Consider the following 20,107-nt stretch of genomic DNA (forward strand, 5'->3'; position numbering starts at 1 on the left):
GGTCGGCGCTCAGCGCTGCCAGCCGTCGGCGGTGCGCAGTCCGTATCCGAGCGCCCGATCCGAGGCGATGTGCAGCAGCCAGGCGAGTCCGAAGGTGAAGAGCCCGACGTTGGCACCGGGCCCGTCGCCCGGCAGGAAGGGGACGACGACGAGCCCCAGAACTGGGCCGATCGGCCGGTGGACGAGGTTGTAGGCGGGCACCTTGCCGCGTGGGAGCTGCCCGGGTTCGTGCGGCCCCGCCGGCCCGACGAACAGCGTCAGGTCGGGAGCGATGAAGCCCACAATGCCCAGGGGAATCGTCCCGCCGCCATGGTTGACCATCTCGAGCGCAGTCCAGGCCAGCAGAAACACGGCGAGCAGGGCCCAGGCACCACGGACCAGGCCCGATGCCGAACTCCGGGTGGCCTTGTGGCGCGTCAGGGATGTCATGCGTTCACTCCTTGCGAGGAGACGGTGGCCGAGATCCAGCTTGGGGCGGGGCGCTGAACGGTTGGGGCGTAGCTCTCCTGGTCCGTACGCTGGACCGTCTCGAACAGCGCGCCGGTTGTGTCCGGTGACGATGGATCAGCTCCCGATATTGCGACCAGTTCCAGGGCCAGTTGCACGAAGGCGAGCGCCGCCGGGACCATCGCGGCCCATCCGGCCGGACGAGCCGCCACGCTGCCTCTGCGGCTTGTGAGCGGAACGCTTGGCGATGGTCGTCACAGGGCATCGCCGCCAGTCTTGTTCTGGAGTACGTCGGCGAACGCCTCGCAGCCGGTGCGCCATGCGGCGTCCAGGTCCGCGCCGGGCGGGAATCGGCCGTCGAGTTCGAGTACCACCATGCCGTGGGCGAACGCCCAGAACGACCGCGCGATATCGATGTCGCCATGCACCGCGCGGGCCAGGGCCATCGCCGCGCGGTCTTCGAGTCCTTCGGGGAGCGCGGTGCGGGCGAGCGGCCGAGTGTGGGTAAGGCGGTAGAGATGCGGACCGGCGAGCGCATGCCGCCGATAGGCGCTCGCGAGCACCAGCAGGGGCGGATCGTCGCCGATCTCGGCCTCAGCGGCCTCCATGTCCTGCGCCAGGCGAACCATCCCCTGCGCTTGAAGCCCGGCCTCGACAGCGGCCTTGTCAGGAAAGTGCTTGTACAAGGAAGGCGCCCGGATACCGACGCGCTCGGCAATGCGTCGCATCGACAACGCCTCCGGCCCTTCAGCGTCGAGCAACTCCCGGGCAGCGGCCATGATCTGCCGCGCACGGTCGGCCATGGCGGGCCGCCCGGATTCGTCTACGGGAGTGCTCACTGCAGCCCTTTCGTGTCGCGAATGATCAACATGGCTAACGCCGTTAGCCATGGAACGTCAAGTTACGGCTACGGGCGTTAGCCGTCAAGGGCGGCAGGGATGAACTCGGGCCCTACCGCAGTGAATCGCGGCAGGGCGGCACCAAGACGGCGCATCACGTCCCGTACGAGATTTGAGATCCCACAAGTGCCGCAGGTCTGCGGCGTGGGCCGTCAGCTCTGTGTGCGGGGGAACGAGACCTCCACTCGGCGGTTCTTCTTGCGGCCGTCCTCCGTGGAGTTGTCCGCGATGGGGTACTGCTCGGCGTAACCGCGTACGTCGAAGGTGATGTTCGGGTCGTTCAGCTCCTGGGAGAGGACGTCCTGGACGGCGTTGGCGCGCTGCTTGGACAGGACCACGCCGTGCGCGTGGGTGCCGAGGTTGTCCGTGAAGCCGAAGACGCGGACCTGGCTCGCCTTCTGCTTCTTGACCTCCTGCGCGATCGTGTCGATCCGGGCCTTCGCCTGGTCGCTCAGCTTCGCGCTGTCCTTGGCGAACAGCACCTCGGCCTGGAGGGCGAACGTCACGTCCGTGTTGGTGTCCTCACGGCGTTCCTCACCGCCCTGTTCCTCGACCACCGACTTGATGTCCAGCACCTTGGGGTCGGCGAGGGTGGCCCCCTCGGGCAGTTTGAGGTCGGGGTCGCTCGGGTCGACCTTCACGGGGGCGGAGGCGGAGGGCTCGGTGCCCGGGGGCACGCTGGGGCCACTGTCGGCGCGGGCGGCCACGGCACCGTAGAGGTTCGCGACGGTCATGACGCCGGCGGCGGTGAGGGCGACGGTGAGGCGGGTGGGGGTCATCGGGGCCTCACCCTGAGATCTTGATCGTGGCTTCGGCGAACGTCGGGAGCTGGAAGCTAACCTCGTCCGTGCTCGCGGGCGGCGCCGGGAATTGCAAGAAAACAGGGATGGAGTCGCCGGACTTGATCGTCTGTACACCGGTCGTGGTGAGCGGTCGCCCATCGGTGTCCCGCAACACGTAGTAGCGCTTCTTCTCCTTGGAGTCCACGAGAGTGGCACCGCCGAAGGACCTACCGTTCTTCATGATCTCGGTCTCGTTGCCCGTGAGCTGGGATGAGAGAACGGCCGTCTTGCTCCCGTCATTCTTGAGATCGGCGTTGATCGTGACGAACCCCCCAGAGTCACGTTTGGCAGCTGTGATCTTCAAGGTCAGACCGCTTGGTCCCCTGAGTTCGGCAAGGGGTGCGTCGTCCTGTCCTTCCTGAGCACTCGGCTTGGATCCACCACCCTTGGAGGCGGATGCCGAGGCATCCGGCTTCTTGTCGTCGCCGCCGCAACCGGCCGCACCGAGGGCCAACCCAGCGGCCACGGTCAACGCGACCAACCCCCTGCGGGCCTTCGCAGTGAACCGAATGCTCATCACTCTGCTTCCTTCATCACTCGTCGTTCGCTTGTCAGTCGGCCAGATGGACGTCGAAGAGGTCCTCGGGTCGCGGCAGGTCCGTGAGGTGGTGCGGATCGAGGTCCCAGTACCTGTTGTTCTTGCAGGTGAGTCGCGGGAGTAGGTCCTTGTCCTCGGAGCCCTCGACAGGGGGGACGAACGTGCACAGCGGCGCGATGACGGCGCTGGCATGCGCCTTGGAGCGCTTGTTCTCCGTGCCAGGAACAATGGAGCGCCCGACCGTCTTGTCGGTCAGGACATACACCGTGTACCTGAGCAACTGCGGCTGACAGGCTTCCACGTGCGCTTCATTCTGCTGCGCGAGCTGGTACGCGCGCCAGCAGCCATTCATCTGCGCCGCGTTGCCGTCCAGGAGGTCCTGCCACTTGGTTGGATCGAGCACGGTGTCGAGCCACTTGCCCGCGAGTTGGTCCCGGGTGTCCTGCGCGGCTGCCAATGCCGCCGCGTCTGCCGCCGTCTGCGCCCCGTTTCGGTTGGCCGCCGCCTGTCCGACCGCCAGGTATGCGAACGCAAGAAAGAGCAGGCCCCCCACCACCGTGATGTAGATGGGGAAGGCCTGCCCTGCGTCGCCGTACCTGCGCGGCCGCGTCACCCGCCGGTGACCTCGGAGATCTTGGTCGTGATCGCGTCGAAAATGGACTTTCCGATGTCCGTCCCCGTGATCGCCAGCACGATCGCCACCACCACCGCGATGATCCCCAGGTACTCGACCGCGGTCTGCCCCCTGTCGCCGGCGCGGCGCTGCATCGCTTCGACCGTCGTGTTCTTCCAGCCGTTCACGCGGGTCTTGGCCGACACCGCGGTCTTCAGCATCAGGTCGCTCATGGTGTTCCCCTCCGGATTTGGTCTCGGTGCCGCTTGCGACACCGGAAACGTATGCCGGAACACCCCGTCCGCCGGAGGGTCCCCGGACCCAATCCCGGGCCCAAAGGGAGACCCGGCCCCGCTTCCCCCGTACCGTCGCCACCACGGGTCACCCCAGTCCTCGTGTGGAACCCGGGGCCGTGCCCAGCCACTTGGCGGCGGCCTCGGAGCGGCTGGTGCTGTGCAGCTTGGCGAAGATGCGGTTGATGTGGTTCTTGACGGTCTTCTCGCTGATGAAGCAGGTGGCGGCGATCTGCTGGTTGGTCATGCCGGTCGCGATGAGGTCCATGATCTCCGCCTCCCTCGCGCTGAGTTGGAACCTCGACCTGTCGACGGCGGCCAGACGGCCGCCGCCTGTCCATCCAGACGAAGACTGTCCCACACGTGGTTGCAATCGCGAAAGATGATTGGCAGAAGTGGCCGGTTCAGGGGGCGTTGGGAAGGGGTGGTCGTGTGCAATCGCACCCGTCGGCGGCTGGTCCTGGCGTACCCGGGCCACCAGGGCGCCCGCCGCCGTGGGAGTGAAGTGGGCCCTGCCCTCCTTGATGTCGCGGACGGCGGTGACGAGTTCGTCGGCCGTGAACTCGCCGTGCACGAGGTAGCCGCCCGCGCCCAGGCGCAGCGCCTCCTGGACGATCTCCGACTCGTTGCTGTAGGTCAGCATCATCACCGGGGCGATCCGGACCAGGTAAGGCAGCGCGGACAGGCCGTCCACGCCGGGCATGCGGACGTCGAGCAGGACGACGTCGGGGCGGTGCTGCTGGGCGGCCTCCCAGGCGGCGCGGCCGTCGGCAGCCTCGGCCACCACCGTGATGTCCGCGCGGCCGGAGAGCAGGGCCGTCAGGCCGGCGCGGACCACGGGGTTGTCGTCGGCCACGACGACGCGCAGGGGCGCGGCCGGTGCGGGCGGTGGGAAGCCCTCGAAGGGGTTGGGAGTCGTCTGGTCCGGCACGGCGGCGGCCTCCTCTCTGGGTCGTGGAGCAGGGATGGGTGGTCGTACGGTCATGCGGTCGGTGTCGTCAGGGCTCCCAGGGGCAGTTCGAGGCGGACCTCCGTTCCCTTGGGGTGGGTGCCGCGGCCGATACGGATACGGGCGCCGACCGAGGCGGCCCGCTCGACCATGCCGACCAGGCCGAAGTGGCCCGCGCGGCGCAGTTGTTCGAGGCTGGTGCCGGGCGGCAGGCCACGGCCGTCGTCGTAGACGCTGATCCGCAGCAGGTCGCCGTGCACGCCCGCGCGCACCTCGACGCGGGTGGGTTCCGCGTGGCGGTGGGCGTTCTCCATCGCCTCCGAGGCGATGGTCAGGAGCTGGCGTGCCACGGCGGGCGGCACCGGCGGCACGCCGGGCTCGCCGGTCGGGCGGTAGGTGGCGGGCAGGCCGGTTCGGGAAGCGAAGTCGCCGGTGCGAGCGGTGAGTTCGGTGAGTACGTCGGTGCCGTGTTCCGGGTCGTTCTCGCGGCGCAGGTCGGTCAGCAGTTCGCGTCCCTCGGCGGCCGCCCGGCGGGCCGAACGGGCCACCAGTTCCGCCTGCTGCTTCACCAGGGCCGGATCCATGCGGTCGGCGCCCGCCGAGCCCGCCAGGCCGTCGGCGGCCATGGCCAAGCCGTGCAGCGTCTTCGCCACCGAGTCGTGCATCTCGCGGGCCAGCCGGGCCCGTTCGGCGCCGACCGCCTCGGTGACGGCGAGGCGGGCCTGGACCGTGGTCAGGGCCCGGGTGGCGGCGCCGAAGCGGAGCAGCAGGTTGCGCAGGGTGACCCCGGCCGCTCCCGCGATGACGCACAGGCCGGGCAGGAGGGTGGCCTGGGCCAGGTCCGGGGACAGTTCCCTGGAACTGGTGGAGGCGAGGAGCAGGATCAGCGACTGGAACGCGGCGAACAGGCCCGCCCCGCGCCAGCCGTAGACGAGGCCGGCCAGGAGGGGGGTGCAGACGCTGACGTAGGCCAGCGTGCTGTCCGGGCCCGCCGCGATCAGGAGGAGGGCGCCGAAGAGCATGTCCAGGGCGAGGAGCGTGGGGTGCCGCAGGAGCAGGGGGCCGAAGCGTTCCCAGTCCCTGAACAGGACGTAGGAGCCCATGAAGGTGACGACGACCGCGGCGCTGACCAGGCGGGCGGCCAGGCCGGGCGCGGCGTTGAGAAGGGCGACGGGGGCGGCGAGGGCAATCATCGCGAGGCGGAAGGCGAAGACGTGGCGGCACATCGCCTGCAGCGCGCTGATCTGCAGTCTCTCCGGCTCGGGTGCCGGCGGCTCCGTGGGTTGCGTGGTGGGCACCCGGCCTTCGGCCGGGCTCGGGCTCCCGTCCGCGGCATCCGTGCGCGCCTCGTCGCCGGGTGCGGGTGACACCGGTGGAGGGTCCTCGCCGGGTGCGGGTGGCCCCGGTGAGGGGCCTTCGCCGTCGGCGGCGGACCGTCCACTCGGTGGCTCCGCCGGCTCCCACCCCGGCGGCAGCGCCGGCGTCACCGACGTCACCGGGATGTCCGGGGCGCCCGTGCGGACGTGGGCCGGGAGGACCGTGCCCGCCGGTGGGGTGGTGATCTCGGGGATCCTCGGACGCCGGCGCAGCAGCCCGGTGCGTTCCTCCGTCGTCGCCATGGCCGTCGTCGCCCTCCCCTACTTGCTCGCGCCGGTGAGGGAGCCGAAGTCCACGCCCGAGCCGAGGATCAGGCCCGCGCCGAGGAGGATCATCGTGGCCGGGACCATGAACGTGGTGATCATCATGGTGGCCTTGGGGACCGCGCGGGCGGCCTTGCGGCGGGCGTTCTGCGCGTCGGTGCGGCGCATGTCCTTGGCGAGGGCCACGAGGGTGTCGACGATCGGGGCGCCCAGTTCCTCGCCCTGCTGGAGGGCGGTGACGAACATGGCGACCTGTTCGGAGTCGTTGCGGCGGCGCAGTTCCGCGAAGGCCTGGCGGCGGCTCATGCCGAGGTCCATCTGGCGCAGGGTGATGCGCAGTTCGTCCGCCCAGGGGCCCTCGTACTTGTCGGCGACGCGGTCCAGGGCCTGGCGGAAGCCGAGGCCCGCGCTCACCACGACGGCGAGCACGTCGAGGAAGTCCGGCAGCGTCCGCTCGATCACGTCCTTGCGGATGCGGATGGCCGACCAGATGCCGACCTCGGTCCAGAAGGCGCCGAAGGCGAGCAGGAGCAGGGCCACGAAGAGCTGTCCCCGCAGGAGGAACACGAGTCCGCCGAGTCCCCCGAGGAAGCCGTAGACCGCGCGCCGGGCCGCGTACCGGTCGATCGTGAGGCCGCCCGGGTTGCCCGCAAGGTCGATCTTGCGGCGGTACTTCGCCACCCTCTTGGGGCCCATCAGCCGCAGCACGGCGGGGGCGTAGCGCATGCCGAGGCGGTCGACGAGGGAGTCCACCGCGCCGGTGCGGGTGGAGCCCACCTCCAGGGCCAGGGCCAGGTCGCCGGGCAGGCGGGCGTCGGCGCGGTACATGCGGATGCCGGCGAAGACGCCCCAGACGCCGAGGCCCATCACGAGTGCGAGCAGCAGTGCCATCCCTCTTCCCCCCTTCCGGGAACCGGGCTAGACGTCGATGCGGGACATGCGGCGGATGAGGACGAAGCCGACGGCGTAGAGCGCGAAGGCGACGATCACCGCGCCCTGGCCGATCGGGGAGGCGGTCATGCGGTCCAGGGCTCCGGCCTTGACGCCGTTCATGAGGAACAGCGCGCCGATGCCCAGCACGGGGACCGCGTAGGAGGTCATGTTGACCTGGGAGAGCTGGGTGCGGACCTCGCGGCGGGTCTCCTTGCGCTCCTCCAGGGTCTCGGTGAGGTTGCGCAGGGCGCTCACCACCTGGCCGCCGGCCCGGTTGGACAGGACCAGCGTGGTGACCAGGACGACCAGCTCCCGTGAGGGCAGCCGGTCCGTGAGCTCCGCGAGCGCGTCGTCCATCGATGCGCCGAGCGCCAACTGGTGGGCCACCTTGGCGAGTTCCTCGCCCGCCGGGGCCTCCAGCTCCTCCGCCGCCATGCCGACCGCGGTGCGCAGGGCCAGGCCCGCCTGCGTGGCGTTGGCGAGGATGCGGGCCAGTTCGGGGAGCTGGTTGATGAACTTCTCGATCCGTTTCTGGCGCTGCCAGTTGAGGAACTGCAGTGCCGCCCAGATGCCGAGCAGGCCGGCCAGCGGGCCGAAGAAGGGGGCGAGCGAGGCCTGGCCGATCAGCCAGAGGGCGGCCACGGTGGCGAGCATGTAGACGAAGAACTCGCCCGGGGTGACGTCCAGACCGGTCGCGGCGAGCCTCAGCTCCAGCCTGCGGCCGAGTCTCGTACGGCGCAGGCGGCGGTCCAGGGCGGGGAAGCGGCGCCGCCGGCCGACCGGGACCTGACCGGTCTGGGAGAGCCGGTCGACGAGGGCCGCCCGCTGGGCCTTGCCGGAGGTGTAGGCGTGCAGGCCCGCGACGGCCAGGACGCAGGTCAGCAGGGTGACGCCGGTGGTGAGGGGGACGAGGGTGCTCAGATCCATGGGGTCGGTTCCTACCTGGCTTCTCGGGTGGCCAGCTGGTCTGCGGACTGGGCGACGCCGAAGGCCTGGGGGATGGGCTGGCTCGCCATGTAGAGGCGGTCGGCGGTGCGGCGCGGCAGCGGGTGGTACTCGAAGGCGCCGTAGATCCGGCCGTCTGCCGCCATGGGCTGTGCGGCGAAGCGGGCCACGGTGGCCAGCCGGTACGGCTCGCTGCCGTGGCTGTCGAGCAGGGCGATCTCGGTGACGCGGCGGGCGCCGTCGGCGAAACGGGTGAGCTGGACGATCACGTCGACGGCGCTGTTGATCTGGTCGTGCAGGGCGACGAAGGGGATCTCCACGTCGGACATGGAGGCGAGGGTCTGCAGGCGCATCAGCGCGTCCTCGGCGCTGTTGGCGTGCACGGTGGCGAGCGAGCCGTCGTGGCCGGTCGACATCGCCTGGAGCATGTCGAGCGACTCACCGCCGCGGACCTCACCGACGACGATGCGGTCGGGGCGCATGCGCAGCGAGTTGCGGACCAGGTCGCGGATGGTGACCCGGCCGCGGCCCTCCACGTTCGGCGGCCTGGACTCCAGCCGGATCACGTGCGCCTGCTGGAGCTGGAGTTCGGCGGAGTCCTCGATGGTGATGATGCGCTCGCCCCCGGGGATCAGACCGGACAGGGCGTTGAGGAGGGTCGTCTTGCCGGTGCCGGTGGCTCCCGAGACGATGACGTTGAACCGCGCCTGCACCAGGCCCGCCAGCAGGTACAGCATGTGCTCGTCGAGCGAGCCGAAGCCGATCAGCTCCTGGAGCGTGAAGGAGCGCGGGAAGCGACGGATGGTGAGCGTGGGGCCGGTGAGGGAGAGCGGCGGAATGATGACGTTGACGCGCTCGCCGGAGGGCAGGCGGGCGTCGACCATCGGATTCGACTCGTCCACACGGCGGTTGACCGTCGAGACGATCCGCTCGATGGTCTGCATCAACTGGTCGTCGGAGGCGAAGCGGAGGGGCAGTTGCTCGACCCGGCCGCCGCGCTCGACGAAGATCGCGTCGGGCCCGTTCACCATGATCTCGGTGATGGAGGCGTCCTCCAGGAGGGGTTCGAGGATGCCCAGGCCCAGGGCCTCGTCGACGACCCGGCGGATCAGCTGCGAGCGCTCCACGGTCGACAGGACCGGGCCTTCCCGGCTGATGATGTGCCCGAGCACCCGCTCGAGGCGCACCCGGCGCTCGGCGGCGGCCAGCGAGCTCATCTCCGCGAGGTCGATCTCCTCGAGGAGCTTGGCCCGGTAGGAGGCGACGAGATGGCCGTCCTCTCCCCGGCTGCCTTTCTCCTCGGGGGAGTTGATGCGTGCGCGGAGGCTCATGGTTCCCGTGCTCCTCGCTCCTGGTCGGTGGTCGAGCGGTTTCAGTGGTCGAGCGGCATCGTGGCGGTCTTGTGGGCCCGGCCGAAGTTCCAGCCGGGGACGACCGAGGGGATGTCGACACCGGCGGTCACGGTGACCTCCTTGCCGCTGTACGAGGCCGGGCAGCTGGTGCCGCCCGCCAGCCAGTCGCTGACCGCGTTCGCGCAGGCCTGCTCGGCTCCCTGCCGGAGCGAGGCCGCGCGCGCCCCCGCGCGGGCCGCCGTGCCGGCCTGCTGGGCGGTGTAGGCGATCAGGCCGATCTGGATGACGGCCAGGGCGAGCAGCATCAGGATCGGGATGAACCCCAGGTATTCGATGGCCACTTGGCCCCGGTCGGGGCGGCGGCGGTCGCGGCGTGCGCGCTCGTACGGCATGTCAGTTCGTCGCCTCCTCTACGGCGCCGGCGTGACCCGTGACCGTGAAGGGGAAGTCGATCGTGCCGGGGAAGAGGACGGGCACCTTGAGGCCGACGTGCGCCCGTACGTAGCCGTTGCTCGTCTCGCAGCCCACCTCGGCCCCCCTTCGCCACGCTGCCGACAGCTTGTCCAGACCGGCCTGGCGGCAGGCGGCGTCCCTAATGCCGCGATCGGCCGCCGTGCCCGCCCGTACCGCTTCGTCGGCAGCATTCCCCGCAAGCGTGTACGTGTACCCCAGGAGCACGCACTGCCACAGCAGCACCAGCGTGATGAGGATCGTGGGGGTCATGCCGAGCAACTCGACGGCGACCTGCCCGCTGTCCGAACGCGGCCGCCCGGTCGGCGACTGTGAGCGCAGCCGCCCGGCCCGCGACTTCGGGCACGGTCCCCGGCCCGGCGACCCCGAGCGCGGCCGCCGGCCCCCCGGCGGCCTCTTCCCTGTGCCTGCCCGCACGTTCATCCCCCTGCCTCCCTGCGGCGCCGGAAACTCACCGACCCCCGGTCGCCCCGCAGCCGCCCGCCCTTGCGGTCGGCCTCGGGCGCCTTGACGATCCCCAGTTCGCCGGCGAGCCCCCACAGCGCCTGTTTGACCGTGCTCTTGCTGTCCAGTTCGTGGACGCGGCCCGCGTCGACCGCGCCCTGGAGTTCCTTGAAGCCCGCGGGGATCGCCGTGGCCGCCACCGGCGTGCCGGTGATCTTCTGGATGAGCGGCGGCTGGATCTCGGTCCCCCGGGTGTGGCGGTTGACGACGACGGTCGTCTCCTCGGCCTTGCGGATCTGCAGCCGGTCCCACATCCGCACGGTCCGCTTGGCCGCGCGTACCGCGACCACGTCCGGGGTGGTCACCAGCAGGGCGGTGTCGGCCATCTCGACGGCCGCCGCGCTCGCCCCGCTCAGCTGGGCGCCGCAGTCCAGGACGACGATCTCGTAGCGGGAGCGCAGCGCGCTGACGATCTGCCGGGCGGCCCGGTCGGTGACCTCCTCGCCGCGTTCGCCCTCGCCGGGGGCGAGCAGCAGCGCGAGGCCGCTGTCGTGGCGGAAGACGGCGTCGGCCAGGACGCGCGGCGAGATGTCGGTGATGGAGGCGAGGTCGACGACCGAGCGGCGGAACTGGACGTCCAGGAAGGAGGCGACGTCACCGGCCTGGAGGTCCATGTCGACCAGGGCCGTGCCGCGGCCGGACGCCTGGGCGGCGAGGGCGAGTTGTATCGCCGTGAGGGTGGCGCCCACGCCGCCCTTGGCGCCGCTGACCGCCACCACCCGGCCGCCGGCCCCGGTGAACACGTCGCCGCCGTGGCCCAGGTGCCGCCGTACGCCCACCGACCACTGGGCCACCGCCTGTACGCGGCTGACCAGTTCCTCGTAGCTCAGCGGGAGGGCGACCAGTCCCCGCGCGCCCGAGTCCATCGCGGCCGAGAACAGGCCGGGGCTGGCGTCGGAGGTGATGAGGATGACGCCGACCGCCGGGAAGCGCAGGGCCACTTCGCGGATGAGCTCCAGGGCCGGGACCGGGCCGATCCGCTCGTGCACCACCACGATCTCGGGCAGTTCGTCGACGGACTCGGCGGCCAGGCGCGCCAGGGTGTCGATGAGCTGGGTGGAGTCGACGACCGGGGCCACCGGCTCGGCGTCGGGGAGCTGGCTGAGCAGGGTGGTGATGGAGCGGGCCGCGTCGGCGTCGCCGACGGCCGGGAGGATCCTGGTGGTCATGCCTGCCGGCCTCTCACTTGTCGTTCGCGAGTTCGTAGGTCCGGTCCTTGGCCGGGACGCTGGTGTCGCTGCCGGGAGCGACCAGCGCGAGCCGGACCCGCTGGGCGAACGACTCGGCGTAGGTGATGCGCTGGGCGTCGATGGTGGACAGCGCGAAGGTGATGGGGACGGCGTCGGTGGGCTGCTGGGCCCTGTTGTCGGCGTTCGGCTGGAGCGCCGTGATCCGGCCGACGTCGAGGACCTTGGCGTTGGTCACGATGATCTTGGACTGGGCGGGATCGCCCTGCCGCTGTCCGCCGAAGGTGGCGTAGACGTTGACGGTGGCGCCCGGTGTGATCTTGCCGGCCACGCCGGTCGCCGCGTCGATCATGATGGCGACCTCCTGCTGGCCCGGTTGCAGGGCGGGCTGGTTCACGATCATGTCGCTCTGGAGCAGGGAGCCCTTGCGCAGTGTGGTGACCGCGATCTTGCCCTGGATCTGCGCGAGATCGGTGACGGCGTTCGGCGACAGCCATCGTTTGGGCATCGTGACCTTCTCGAACTGCCCCGTGCTCAACGTCGTGTACGGCGCCACGTCGGTGCGCAGCTGGTAGGCGGCGACCTCGGGGCCGACCTTGGACTTGACGTCGCTGATGACGGAGAGCACGCCCGCGAACGCGCCGAGGGCGCAGATGACGGACAGGATCAGGAGTATCACGCCGCGGCGCTGACGGGAGTTCATGAACCGTGCAACCTCATTGGGATATCGGTCGGCGAAGTCGAGCGGAATCGAATGACGGTGGTGCCGGTGGTTCAGGGACTCACCCGGTGGGTGTCCGGTTCTCGGGGGACGGGTGGGGTGGCCGAGCAGAAGACGCAGCGGTCTCCGATGACGTCGATGCCGCACCAGTGGCACACGCCCTGGCGCACGGAGGTGACCAGCTGGTAGAGCACCGGCAGATCGGCCAGGTAGGTGCAGAACTCGATCAGCTTGCCGGTGCCCCACCAGGTGGCGGACTCGGCCGGCAGGTCGGCCTCGCGCAGCCCCAGCGCGTTCCACGCGGGGGCCAGGGTGGAGCCGACCCAGTCGGACTGGAGCTGGCCCTTGGCGAGCAGCATCCAGCTGCCGAAGTCCGGTCCGGACAGGGTGGCGTCGGGGCCGATCCGGACGAGCTGCGGCTCGGGGTGGGCGATCACGCCGAACTGGCTGCCCGGCACCCACGACCTGGCGTGCGCCTTGAGACCGACGGGGACGCGGTCGAGGCGGGCGACCGAGGCCAGCACGGCACCCGAGTGGATGTAGTGGGTGAGCAGCCGCCCGGCCGAGGCGAGCACGCCGGGGCTGAGGTCGCAGGAGGCGAGCTGGCGCAACTGGCGGGCGAGGACCGCGAGTCCGAGCGGCGGCAGGCCGGGCCGGAACAGGGCGATGCGGTCGCTCTCCAGCAGCGAGCGGACGGTGTGCAGCCGCCGTTCCACACCGCTGGGGACGGCGTCCGAGCACACCACCACGACGTGCCCGTGGTGGTCGATCAGGTTCTTCATCGCGTCGAGCGTCTGCTCCAGCGGCTGCCGGTCCAGGTCCTTCAGGACGACGGCGGGCACGGTCCGCTCGTCCTGCGCGGGCAGCGCCATGTCGGCGCTTGTCACAGCAATGGCAGTGGACACGCGCGGCTCCCCGATAGACGCCTGTCGGCCCGCCGGTGGTCTTCCGGCACACCGAGTTGACTTCACTGCGTGACTACCTCAGCACTGTATCCACGCCTCAGGGGAGGGAGAACAGCGATTCCGTACCAGGTCGGCGAGTTTTTGTCCCACAAGTTGCGGCAAACCGGGTCAGGTTGAGCATCCCGAGGCGACCCGAAAGCGTGGGCCGCGGACAACCCGTTGACGATGGGCCCGGGTTTGGGCCCGCGGACCCACGCCGCCCGGCCCCGTGCGCACCTACGCTCGCCGACCTACGAGGCGCGTGCGCGGGGCGAGGGGGAATGCCGTATGGCTCGCGGGGGTGGCGGGCGGATACGCCGGAGGGTGGACGGACACGACGGCGACCTGGGCGCGACCGCCACCGAGTACCTCGGGATGATCGTGGTCGTCGCCGCGCTGGTGCTCGGCATCTCCGCCACCGGCATCGGCCGGACCGTCTACGAGAAGATCTCCGCAGAGATCTGCAAGGTCACCGGCGGCGGCGACTGCGGCCCGGGCAGCGGCCGGCCGGACGACCAGGCGCTGACCGACGCCGACTTCGAGCCCTCGCTCTGCCAGGTCTCGACGGTCAGCGACAAGGCGGGTTCCAAGGCGAAGATCCTGTTCTGGGAGATCGGCAAGGAGTACGGCTTCCAGGAGCAGCACGTCAAGGCCCACACGGACGTCAACCACGACGGCACGGTCGACGACCGGGACGAGCTGGTCTACCTCACCTTCACGGACGCGGCCTCGGTCGGCGTGCAGAAGGAGTTCACGCCCGGGGTGAAGGTGGGCAACCTCGGCACGGGCACGGTGGAGCTGGGCGCCGGGATCACCGTGACCAACGGCGACACCTGGGTGTTCGAGAGCCCCGAGGAGGCGCGGAGGTTCCGCGAGGACGTCGAGAAGCTGCAGATGTACCAGATGCGGCGCCAGTCGCCGGGCGGCGCGGAGGCGAGCATCGGCGACAGCCTCCTCTACCTCTTCGGCACCGGCCCGCTCAAGGACGAGGAGAACACCGAGAAGCGGGTTCGGGAGGCGCTGGGCGACAACCGGAGGATCACCTACGGCACGGTGAGCCTGGAGGCCTCCGCGGCGGCCGGCCTGAAGCTCTCGGCGGGCGACGAGGACCGGCTGAGCGCCGAACTCGGCGGCAGCTTCAGATACTCCCCCGAGGTCACCTGGACCGACGACGCCTACGACAACACCAAGTCGTACACGTACGCGTCGTCCATCCAGTACGGCGGCACCGCGAGCGCCGAGGCCGGCCCGGTCAGCGGGAACGCCTCGGTCTCCCGGACGCAGACCGGCACCATCACCGTCACCTACGACAAGACCACCGGCAAGCTGACCGGCATCACCATGACCCGCACCGTGGAGCAGAGCGGCGGCGTGAGCGGCGGCGTGGGAGTCTCCGGGGACAACGGCCACTCGGGCGCGGACCGGCGCGGCGGCGGTGTGAGCGGGGAGGGCACCGCCGGCGGCACCGGCATCCAGGTCGTCACCAGCTCCCTGAGCTTCGATCCGGGGCTGGCCGGCGACCACGACCGGGCCGTCGCCGAGGAGTGGCTGAGCAGCACCGACGAACAGCTGGTGACGCCGTTCCAGTACATGTTCGACGACCACGCGCCGACCCGGCGGCCGGGCGACGACGACCCCTTCGGACAGCTGATGTTCGACCGGGGAACGTCCAGCAGCATGACGTACACCGGCGAGGTGAACGCCGCCGAGTACGGCTTCGAGCTGAACCTCGGGCTGAGTCTCGGCCTGTCGGTCAGCACCGAGCAGAAGGCGGAGACGCTGACGGACGCCCGCTTCCTCGGCGCCCCGGACGGAGACCGCCGGTCCTACGTCCCCTACAGCTACTGTGCCGAGTGAGCGCGCCGACAGGAGGGCTGGTACGCCGATGAGGACACGACTGCCGATCGCGGCCCTGCTCGCCGCCGCGGCCGCCCTCACGGGCTGCGGCAAGGGCGACTCGGGCTCCGCCTCCGTGCCGGACGGCTGGGACACGCTGAACACGAAGGGTGTCTCCGTGTCGTATCCCGCGGGCCCCCGGGGATACGTCGAGCAGAGCGCGGCCGAGCGCAGCAGGTACAACGCGGCGGCGGCCGTACGCGAGGAGTCCGGGCGGACGGTCTCGATCATCACCGTGCAACTGGACTTCACCCGGGCCGACTCCGCCGAGCAGGCCGCCATCGCCGCGGAGGCCGGCCTCGGGCTTGGCGCGAAGGTGGCGGGCGAGAAGGACGTGAAGCTGGCGGGCACGGACCGGGCCAAGCGGATCGACTTCACCTTCGACTCGACCGGCGAGGACGGCAACCCGCCCAAGGGCACGCCGATCCGGGGCGTGATCCTGACCGGCCTGGACCCGGCCGGCCGGACGTTCGCGATCCGGATCGACGCGGCGCGGGGCGCGCTGTCGTCCGCCGACCTGCGCGGGATCGTCGGCTCGGTACGGGTGCACCAGCGGTGATGCCGCTGGTGCGGTCCTTGGCGGTGGGCGTGGTGGTGCTCGTCGTCACCGAGTACGTCCAGATGACGCTGCTGTACGGGAATCTGGTCGGCCCGCGGGGCGTGGGCTCGTTCAGTGCGGCGCTGGCGCTGATCCACCTGCCGAACCTGGTGTGCGTGGCACTGGCGACCTGGGCGGCGGCGCGGGCGCATCCGGCGCCGTGGCGGGAGCTGCCGACGCGGCACGCGGTGGCGGCGTGCGCGGTGCCGGTGGCGGCCCAGTTGCTGACGGTGTCGCTGCGCTGGGAGCGGGCGGGACTGTCGTCACTGGCGCTCGGGATGTCGACGGGGGTGCTGCTGGCGGGGTGCGCGCTGGGCCTGCTCCTTGAACGGTGGCGGGAGGGGGCCCAGCCGTAACAGGAGTGCGGCACAGGGGCGTTGCCCCGGAGGCGACTTTGGTCTGGACCTCTTGACAAGTCAAATGGTCTGGACCAACTTGTACGACCAAGCGGTGGCCACCGTCCGTCCTGCCCCTCCCCCTCCTCCCCCCTACTCCCCCACCGGAGGCCCCAGTGGACCGCGTACCAGGCATGCCCAGACCCGGAGGACGACGACTGCGCCTGTGGTCGGGAGCCGTCACCGCCGCCCTCGCCCTCTGCCTGACCGGCACCGGGCAGGCGTCGGCGGCCGACGTCGACAACGTCAGGAACGGCGGCTTCGAGTCGGGCCTGAGTGGCTGGTCCTGCTCGGCCGGCAGCGGTACGACCGTCTCCTCCCCCGCGCACAGCGGCTCCGCCGCGCTGAAGGCCACACCGGACGGGCTGGACAACGCCGAGTGCTCCCAGGCGGTGGCGGTCAGCCCGAACGCGACCTACACGCTGAGCGCCTGGGTGCAGGGTGGCTACACCTACCTGGGCGCCACCGGCACGGGCACGACGGACGTGTCGACGTGGACGCCGGACACGACGGGCTGGACGCGGCTGTCGACCACCTTCACCACCGGCTCCTCGACGAACTCGGTGACGGTGTACCTGCACGGCTGGTACGGGCAGGCGGCGTACTACGCCGACGACGTCTCGCTCTTCGGCCCCGACGGGGGCGGCGGCGGTGACCAGGGCGGCCAGACGGCCCCTGCGGCACCGGGCGGACTGGGGGTGACGGGCACCACATCGTCGTCGGTGTCGCTGTCCTGGAACTCCGTCTCCGACGCGACGAGCTACAACGTCTACCGCGACGGCACGAAGGTCACCGGGGTGTCCGGCACCTCGGCGACGGTGACCGGCCTCGCGGCCTCCTCCTCGTACTCCTTCCAGGTGACGGCGACGAACGCGGCGGGTGAGTCGCCGAAGTCGGCGGCCGTGACGGGCACGACGACCTCGTCCGGCGGAAACGGCGGCGGGAACGGTGCCGGCCTGCCGAAGCACGCGGTGACCGGCTACTGGCAGAACTTCAACAACGGCGCCGCGGTCCAGAAGATCTCGGACGTGCCGTCGCAGTACGACATCATCGCCGTCGCCTTCGCCGACGCCACCGGCACGCCGGGCGCGGTGAGCTTCACCCTCGACTCGGCCGGCCTGAACGGCTACGCCGTCGACCAGTTCAAGGCCGACATCAAGGCCAAGCAGGCCGCCGGCAAGAAGGTCATCATCTCGGTGGGCGGTGAGACCGGCACGGTGTCGGTGAGCGACTCGGCCTCCGCGACCAACTTCGCCGACTCCGTCCACTCCCTGATGCAGACCTACGGCTTCGACGGCGTCGACATCGACCTGGAGAACGGCCTGAACGCCACGTACATGACGCAGGCGCTGCGCGCCCTGTCGGCCAAGGCGGGCCCGTCGCTGATCATCACCATGGCCCCGCAGACCCTCGACATGCAGTCCACGTCGAGCGGGTACTTCCAGACGGCGCTGAACGTCAAGGACATCCTCACGGTCGTCAACACCCAGTACTACAACAGCGGTTCCATGCTGGGCTGCGACGGCAAGGTCTACAGCCAGGGCACGGTGGACTTCCTCACCGCCCTCGCCTGCATCCAGCTGGAGGGGGGCCTGGCCCCGTCCCAGGTCGGCCTGGGCGTCCCCGCCTCCACGCGCGGCGCCGGCAGCGGCTACGTCGACCCCTCCGTGGTGAACAACGCCCTGGACTGCCTGGCCAAGGCCACCAACTGCGGCTCCTTCACGCCGTCGAAGACCTACCCGGACCTGCGTGGCGCCATGACCTGGTCCACCAACTGGGACGCGACGGCGGGCAACGCCTGGTCCAACGCGGTGGGCCCGCACGTGCACGCGCTGCCGTAGCCCCGCGGGATCCGCCCACGGCTGCCGTCACGCCCTCCGGGAGGGCATGACGGCAGCCTTTGTGCGTTCCCACCCGACCGCGCCGAACTCCCGTGAAACATTCCGGCGGGTCCACCGCATCAATGAGGTGGGGGGTGCCCCGGGGAACCGGGGCGTGGGCACCACGGGAGGGCACATGGGTCAGGGCCGGAGCGAGCGAGCCGAGGCGTACCACGAGTTCGCGGCGGCGCGCGCCGGGCACCTGTACCGGTCGGCCTGCCTCCTCACCGGCGGTGACACCCATCTCGCCGAGGACCTCGTCCAGGAGACCCTCGGCCGGGTGTACCTCCGCTGGGGCCGCGTCTCCCGCGTCGACAACCCGGCCGCGTACGCCCAGACCGTCCTCACCCGCGCGTTCCTCGCCCACCGGCGCCGCCACAGCAGCCACAGGGAACGCGCCACCGATGTCCTGCCCGAGGTCCCCGAGCCGCGGACGGGCGGCGACACGCCGCTGCGGCTGACCCTTCTGGAAGCGCTCGGGCAGCTGTCCGCCAAGGACCGCGCGGTGGTCGTCCTGCGCTACTGGGAGGACCGCAGCATCGAGGAGACGGCCACCGCGTTGGACGCCAGCTCGGCCGCCGTCCGGACCCGCTGCGTCCGTGCCCTCGCGCGGCTGCGCGCGCTGCTCGGCGACTCGCTCGCCGAGTACGCGAGCCCCTGACCTGTTCCCATCCACGACCGGATCAACGACTTTCGCGGAAACGGAGGTTCGCCATGCCTGATGCAGACCACGACCCCTTCGAGGAACGCCTCTCCAACGTCCTGCGGGACACCGGCACCGCGTTCGGAACCGACCAGCAGACGCTGGCAGCGCGCGGCGAGGCACACGGACGGCGGCTGCGCGCGCGGCGGCGCGCCGCCGCCGTCGTGGGCGGTGCCGCCGCGGTGGCACTCGTCGGGCTGGGCGGGCCCCTGCTCCTTCCCGGCGGCCAGGGCGACGGCGTACGGCAGCGGTCCGCGGCCGGCAGCCCGTCGGCACGGGCCACCGCCCCCGCCACCGCCCCCGCCGCCGCCGCGACCGTCATGTCCGGCGACGAGCTTCTCCGCATCCTCGAAAAGCTGCTTCCCGAGGGACGGATCAGCGGCAAGGACGGAGGCAGCAGGGACCACGAGTCCTACGCCAACCTCGTGTACGACGACGGCGACGGCGAGGCGGCCGTCGCCGTGCTCCTCAACCGTGTGCGGCCCGGGGGCCTGGAGACCCGCCAGACCACCGAGTGCCCGGACAGCATGTTCATCGTCTACGACTCCTGCACCTCCACCAAGCTCTCCGACGGCTCCGTCCTCATGCTCCTGAAGGGCTACGAGTATCCGAACAGCCGCAGTGGCACGAAGCGGTGGACCGCCGACCTCGTCACACCGGCGGGCGGGCACATCGGCATCCAGGAGTGGAACAGCGCCACGGAGAAGGACTCGCTCGTCACCCGGGAGCAACCACCCCTTGGTCTCGCCCAGTTGAAGGCGCTCGCCACCGCACACGAGCTGCGTGCGGCCGCCGACGCCCAGCCCCTCGACGACCTCTCGGCGCCCGCGCCGGACCAGGGGCCGATCACCCCCGGCGGCTCGATCTCGGCGGTGCTCGGCCCTCTGGTACCGCAGGGGATCAAGATCGTCCGCAAGAGCGGTCCGGACGACGACGCCTTCGGATACGTCGTCCTGGACGACGGCAGGGGCGCCTGTCTGGTGCAGGTCAACGTCCAGCTGGACACGCAAGGTGACCTCGACGACGAGATGTTCGGTGCGGACGCCGAGGTCCTGCCCGACGGCACCAAGGTGGTCACGCGCCGGCAGTCCGGTGAGAAGGGCATCCCCGGGATCGTCTGGTGGAGCGTGGACACCATCCGGCCCGACGGCCGGCGCGTGGTGATCAGCGCCTTCAACTCCGGGGCGCAGAACACTCCGGCGACCCGCAAGGTGCCTGCGCTCACCATGAAGCAGCTCCAGGCGATCGCCACCGACCCGGCGTGGCACCCGCAGGACTGATCACCGACGCGGTACCGGGGGGGGGGTGGTGGTTGGGGCCGGTAACGCCCGCGGCTGGGGTGGTGGGGGGGTGCGAG

At 70.9% G+C, this 20,107-nt stretch carries 22 protein-coding genes; 6 read left to right on the forward strand and 16 right to left on the reverse strand.

Annotation, left to right across the window (positions count from 1 at the left end; genetic code table 11):
- Nucleotides 1-9: 9 nt before the first annotated feature.
- The 16 genes from ACTYVM_RS18775 to ACTYVM_RS18850 all read right to left on the reverse strand — a co-directional run bounded on the left by ACTYVM_RS18775 (nt 10) and on the right by ACTYVM_RS18850 (nt 13,206).
- Nucleotides 10-429, reverse strand: coding sequence for a DUF4260 family protein (locus tag ACTYVM_RS18775; RefSeq protein ID WP_445526992.1), 420 nt, complete (start codon nt 427-429; stop codon nt 10-12).
- 272 nt (nt 430-701) lie between these two features.
- Nucleotides 702-1,250 carry a TetR/AcrR family transcriptional regulator gene (locus ACTYVM_RS18780; RefSeq protein ID WP_445526993.1) on the reverse strand — a complete coding sequence of 183 codons (549 nt, stop codon included), beginning with the start codon at nt 1,248-1,250 and terminating at the stop codon, nt 702-704.
- A gap of 248 nt (nt 1,251-1,498) precedes the next feature.
- A complete protein-coding gene (locus ACTYVM_RS18785) occupies nt 1,499-2,125 on the reverse strand; it encodes an OmpA family protein (RefSeq protein ID WP_445526994.1) in 627 nt (208 codons plus the stop codon).
- 7 nt (nt 2,126-2,132) lie between these two features.
- A complete protein-coding gene (locus ACTYVM_RS18790) occupies nt 2,133-2,705 on the reverse strand; it encodes a hypothetical protein (protein ID WP_445526995.1) in 573 nt (190 codons plus the stop codon).
- Nucleotides 2,706-2,739: 34 nt separating this feature from the next.
- Nucleotides 2,740-3,339 (reverse strand): pilus assembly protein TadG-related protein, encoded by a 600-nt coding sequence (locus ACTYVM_RS18795; protein ID WP_445526996.1) that lies wholly within the window; start codon nt 3,337-3,339, stop codon nt 2,740-2,742.
- Nucleotides 3,336-3,572 carry a Flp family type IVb pilin gene (locus ACTYVM_RS18800; protein ID WP_445526997.1) on the reverse strand — a complete coding sequence of 79 codons (237 nt, stop codon included), beginning with the start codon at nt 3,570-3,572 and terminating at the stop codon, nt 3,336-3,338. Before ACTYVM_RS18800 ends, ACTYVM_RS18795 begins: the two co-directional genes overlap by 4 nt.
- A 148-nt stretch (nt 3,573-3,720) precedes the next feature.
- The gene (locus tag ACTYVM_RS18805; RefSeq protein ID WP_445526998.1) at nt 3,721-4,563 is read right to left on the reverse strand and encodes a response regulator; all 843 of its coding nucleotides are present in this window, start codon (nt 4,561-4,563) and stop codon (nt 3,721-3,723) included.
- A gap of 50 nt (nt 4,564-4,613) precedes the next feature.
- Complete coding sequence (locus ACTYVM_RS18810; protein WP_445526999.1) at nt 4,614-6,200, reverse strand: sensor histidine kinase; 1,587 nt, start codon at nt 6,198-6,200, stop codon at nt 4,614-4,616.
- Between the two features lie 18 nt (nt 6,201-6,218).
- Nucleotides 6,219-7,112: a DUF5936 domain-containing protein gene (locus ACTYVM_RS18815; RefSeq protein WP_445527000.1), complete on the reverse strand. Its 894-nt coding sequence runs from the start codon at nt 7,110-7,112 to the stop codon at nt 6,219-6,221.
- A gap of 27 nt (nt 7,113-7,139) precedes the next feature.
- The gene (locus ACTYVM_RS18820) at nt 7,140-8,081 is read right to left on the reverse strand and encodes a type II secretion system F family protein (RefSeq protein ID WP_445527001.1); all 942 of its coding nucleotides are present in this window, start codon (nt 8,079-8,081) and stop codon (nt 7,140-7,142) included.
- Between the two features lie 11 nt (nt 8,082-8,092).
- Nucleotides 8,093-9,430, reverse strand: a complete 1,338-nt coding sequence (locus ACTYVM_RS18825) for a TadA family conjugal transfer-associated ATPase (RefSeq protein WP_445527002.1) — start codon at nt 9,428-9,430, stop codon at nt 8,093-8,095.
- Between the two features lie 41 nt (nt 9,431-9,471).
- Entirely contained in the window at nt 9,472-9,843 is a 372-nt protein-coding gene (locus tag ACTYVM_RS18830) for a TadE family protein (RefSeq protein ID WP_445527003.1), read from the reverse strand.
- Nucleotide 9,844: 1 nt separating this feature from the next.
- Entirely contained in the window at nt 9,845-10,174 is a 330-nt protein-coding gene (locus ACTYVM_RS18835) for a pilus assembly protein (RefSeq protein WP_445527004.1), read from the reverse strand.
- 167 nt (nt 10,175-10,341) lie between these two features.
- Entirely contained in the window at nt 10,342-11,595 is a 1,254-nt protein-coding gene (locus ACTYVM_RS18840) for a CpaE/TadZ family protein (RefSeq protein ID WP_445527005.1), read from the reverse strand.
- Nucleotides 11,596-11,608: 13 nt separating this feature from the next.
- Nucleotides 11,609-12,316: a Flp pilus assembly protein CpaB gene (gene cpaB, locus ACTYVM_RS18845; RefSeq protein ID WP_445527006.1), complete on the reverse strand. Its 708-nt coding sequence runs from the start codon at nt 12,314-12,316 to the stop codon at nt 11,609-11,611.
- Nucleotides 12,317-12,387: 71 nt separating this feature from the next.
- Complete coding sequence (locus ACTYVM_RS18850) at nt 12,388-13,206, reverse strand: hypothetical protein (RefSeq protein ID WP_445527017.1); 819 nt, start codon at nt 13,204-13,206, stop codon at nt 12,388-12,390.
- 396 nt (nt 13,207-13,602) lie between these two features.
- Between ACTYVM_RS18850 and ACTYVM_RS18855 the strand changes: the two genes are divergently transcribed.
- From ACTYVM_RS18855 to ACTYVM_RS18880, 6 genes are all read left to right on the forward strand, one after another.
- Entirely contained in the window at nt 13,603-15,135 is a 1,533-nt protein-coding gene (locus ACTYVM_RS18855) for a hypothetical protein (RefSeq protein ID WP_445527007.1), read from the forward strand.
- A 28-nt stretch (nt 15,136-15,163) separates the two neighbouring features.
- A complete protein-coding gene (locus ACTYVM_RS18860; RefSeq protein WP_445527008.1) occupies nt 15,164-15,733 on the forward strand; it encodes a hypothetical protein in 570 nt (189 codons plus the stop codon).
- Nucleotides 15,733-16,128, forward strand: a complete 396-nt coding sequence (locus ACTYVM_RS18865) for a hypothetical protein (protein ID WP_445527009.1) — start codon at nt 15,733-15,735, stop codon at nt 16,126-16,128. The genes ACTYVM_RS18860 and ACTYVM_RS18865 overlap by 1 nt, the downstream gene beginning before the upstream one ends.
- A gap of 173 nt (nt 16,129-16,301) precedes the next feature.
- Entirely contained in the window at nt 16,302-18,008 is a 1,707-nt protein-coding gene (locus ACTYVM_RS18870; protein WP_445527010.1) for a chitinase, read from the forward strand.
- Nucleotides 18,009-18,183: 175 nt separating this feature from the next.
- Complete coding sequence (locus tag ACTYVM_RS18875) at nt 18,184-18,708, forward strand: SigE family RNA polymerase sigma factor (RefSeq protein ID WP_445527018.1); 525 nt, start codon at nt 18,184-18,186, stop codon at nt 18,706-18,708.
- A gap of 53 nt (nt 18,709-18,761) precedes the next feature.
- A complete protein-coding gene (locus ACTYVM_RS18880) occupies nt 18,762-20,030 on the forward strand; it encodes a hypothetical protein (protein WP_445527011.1) in 1,269 nt (422 codons plus the stop codon).
- Nucleotides 20,031-20,107 lie beyond the last annotated feature (77 nt).

The organism is Streptomyces cyslabdanicus, from assembly GCF_052663305.1.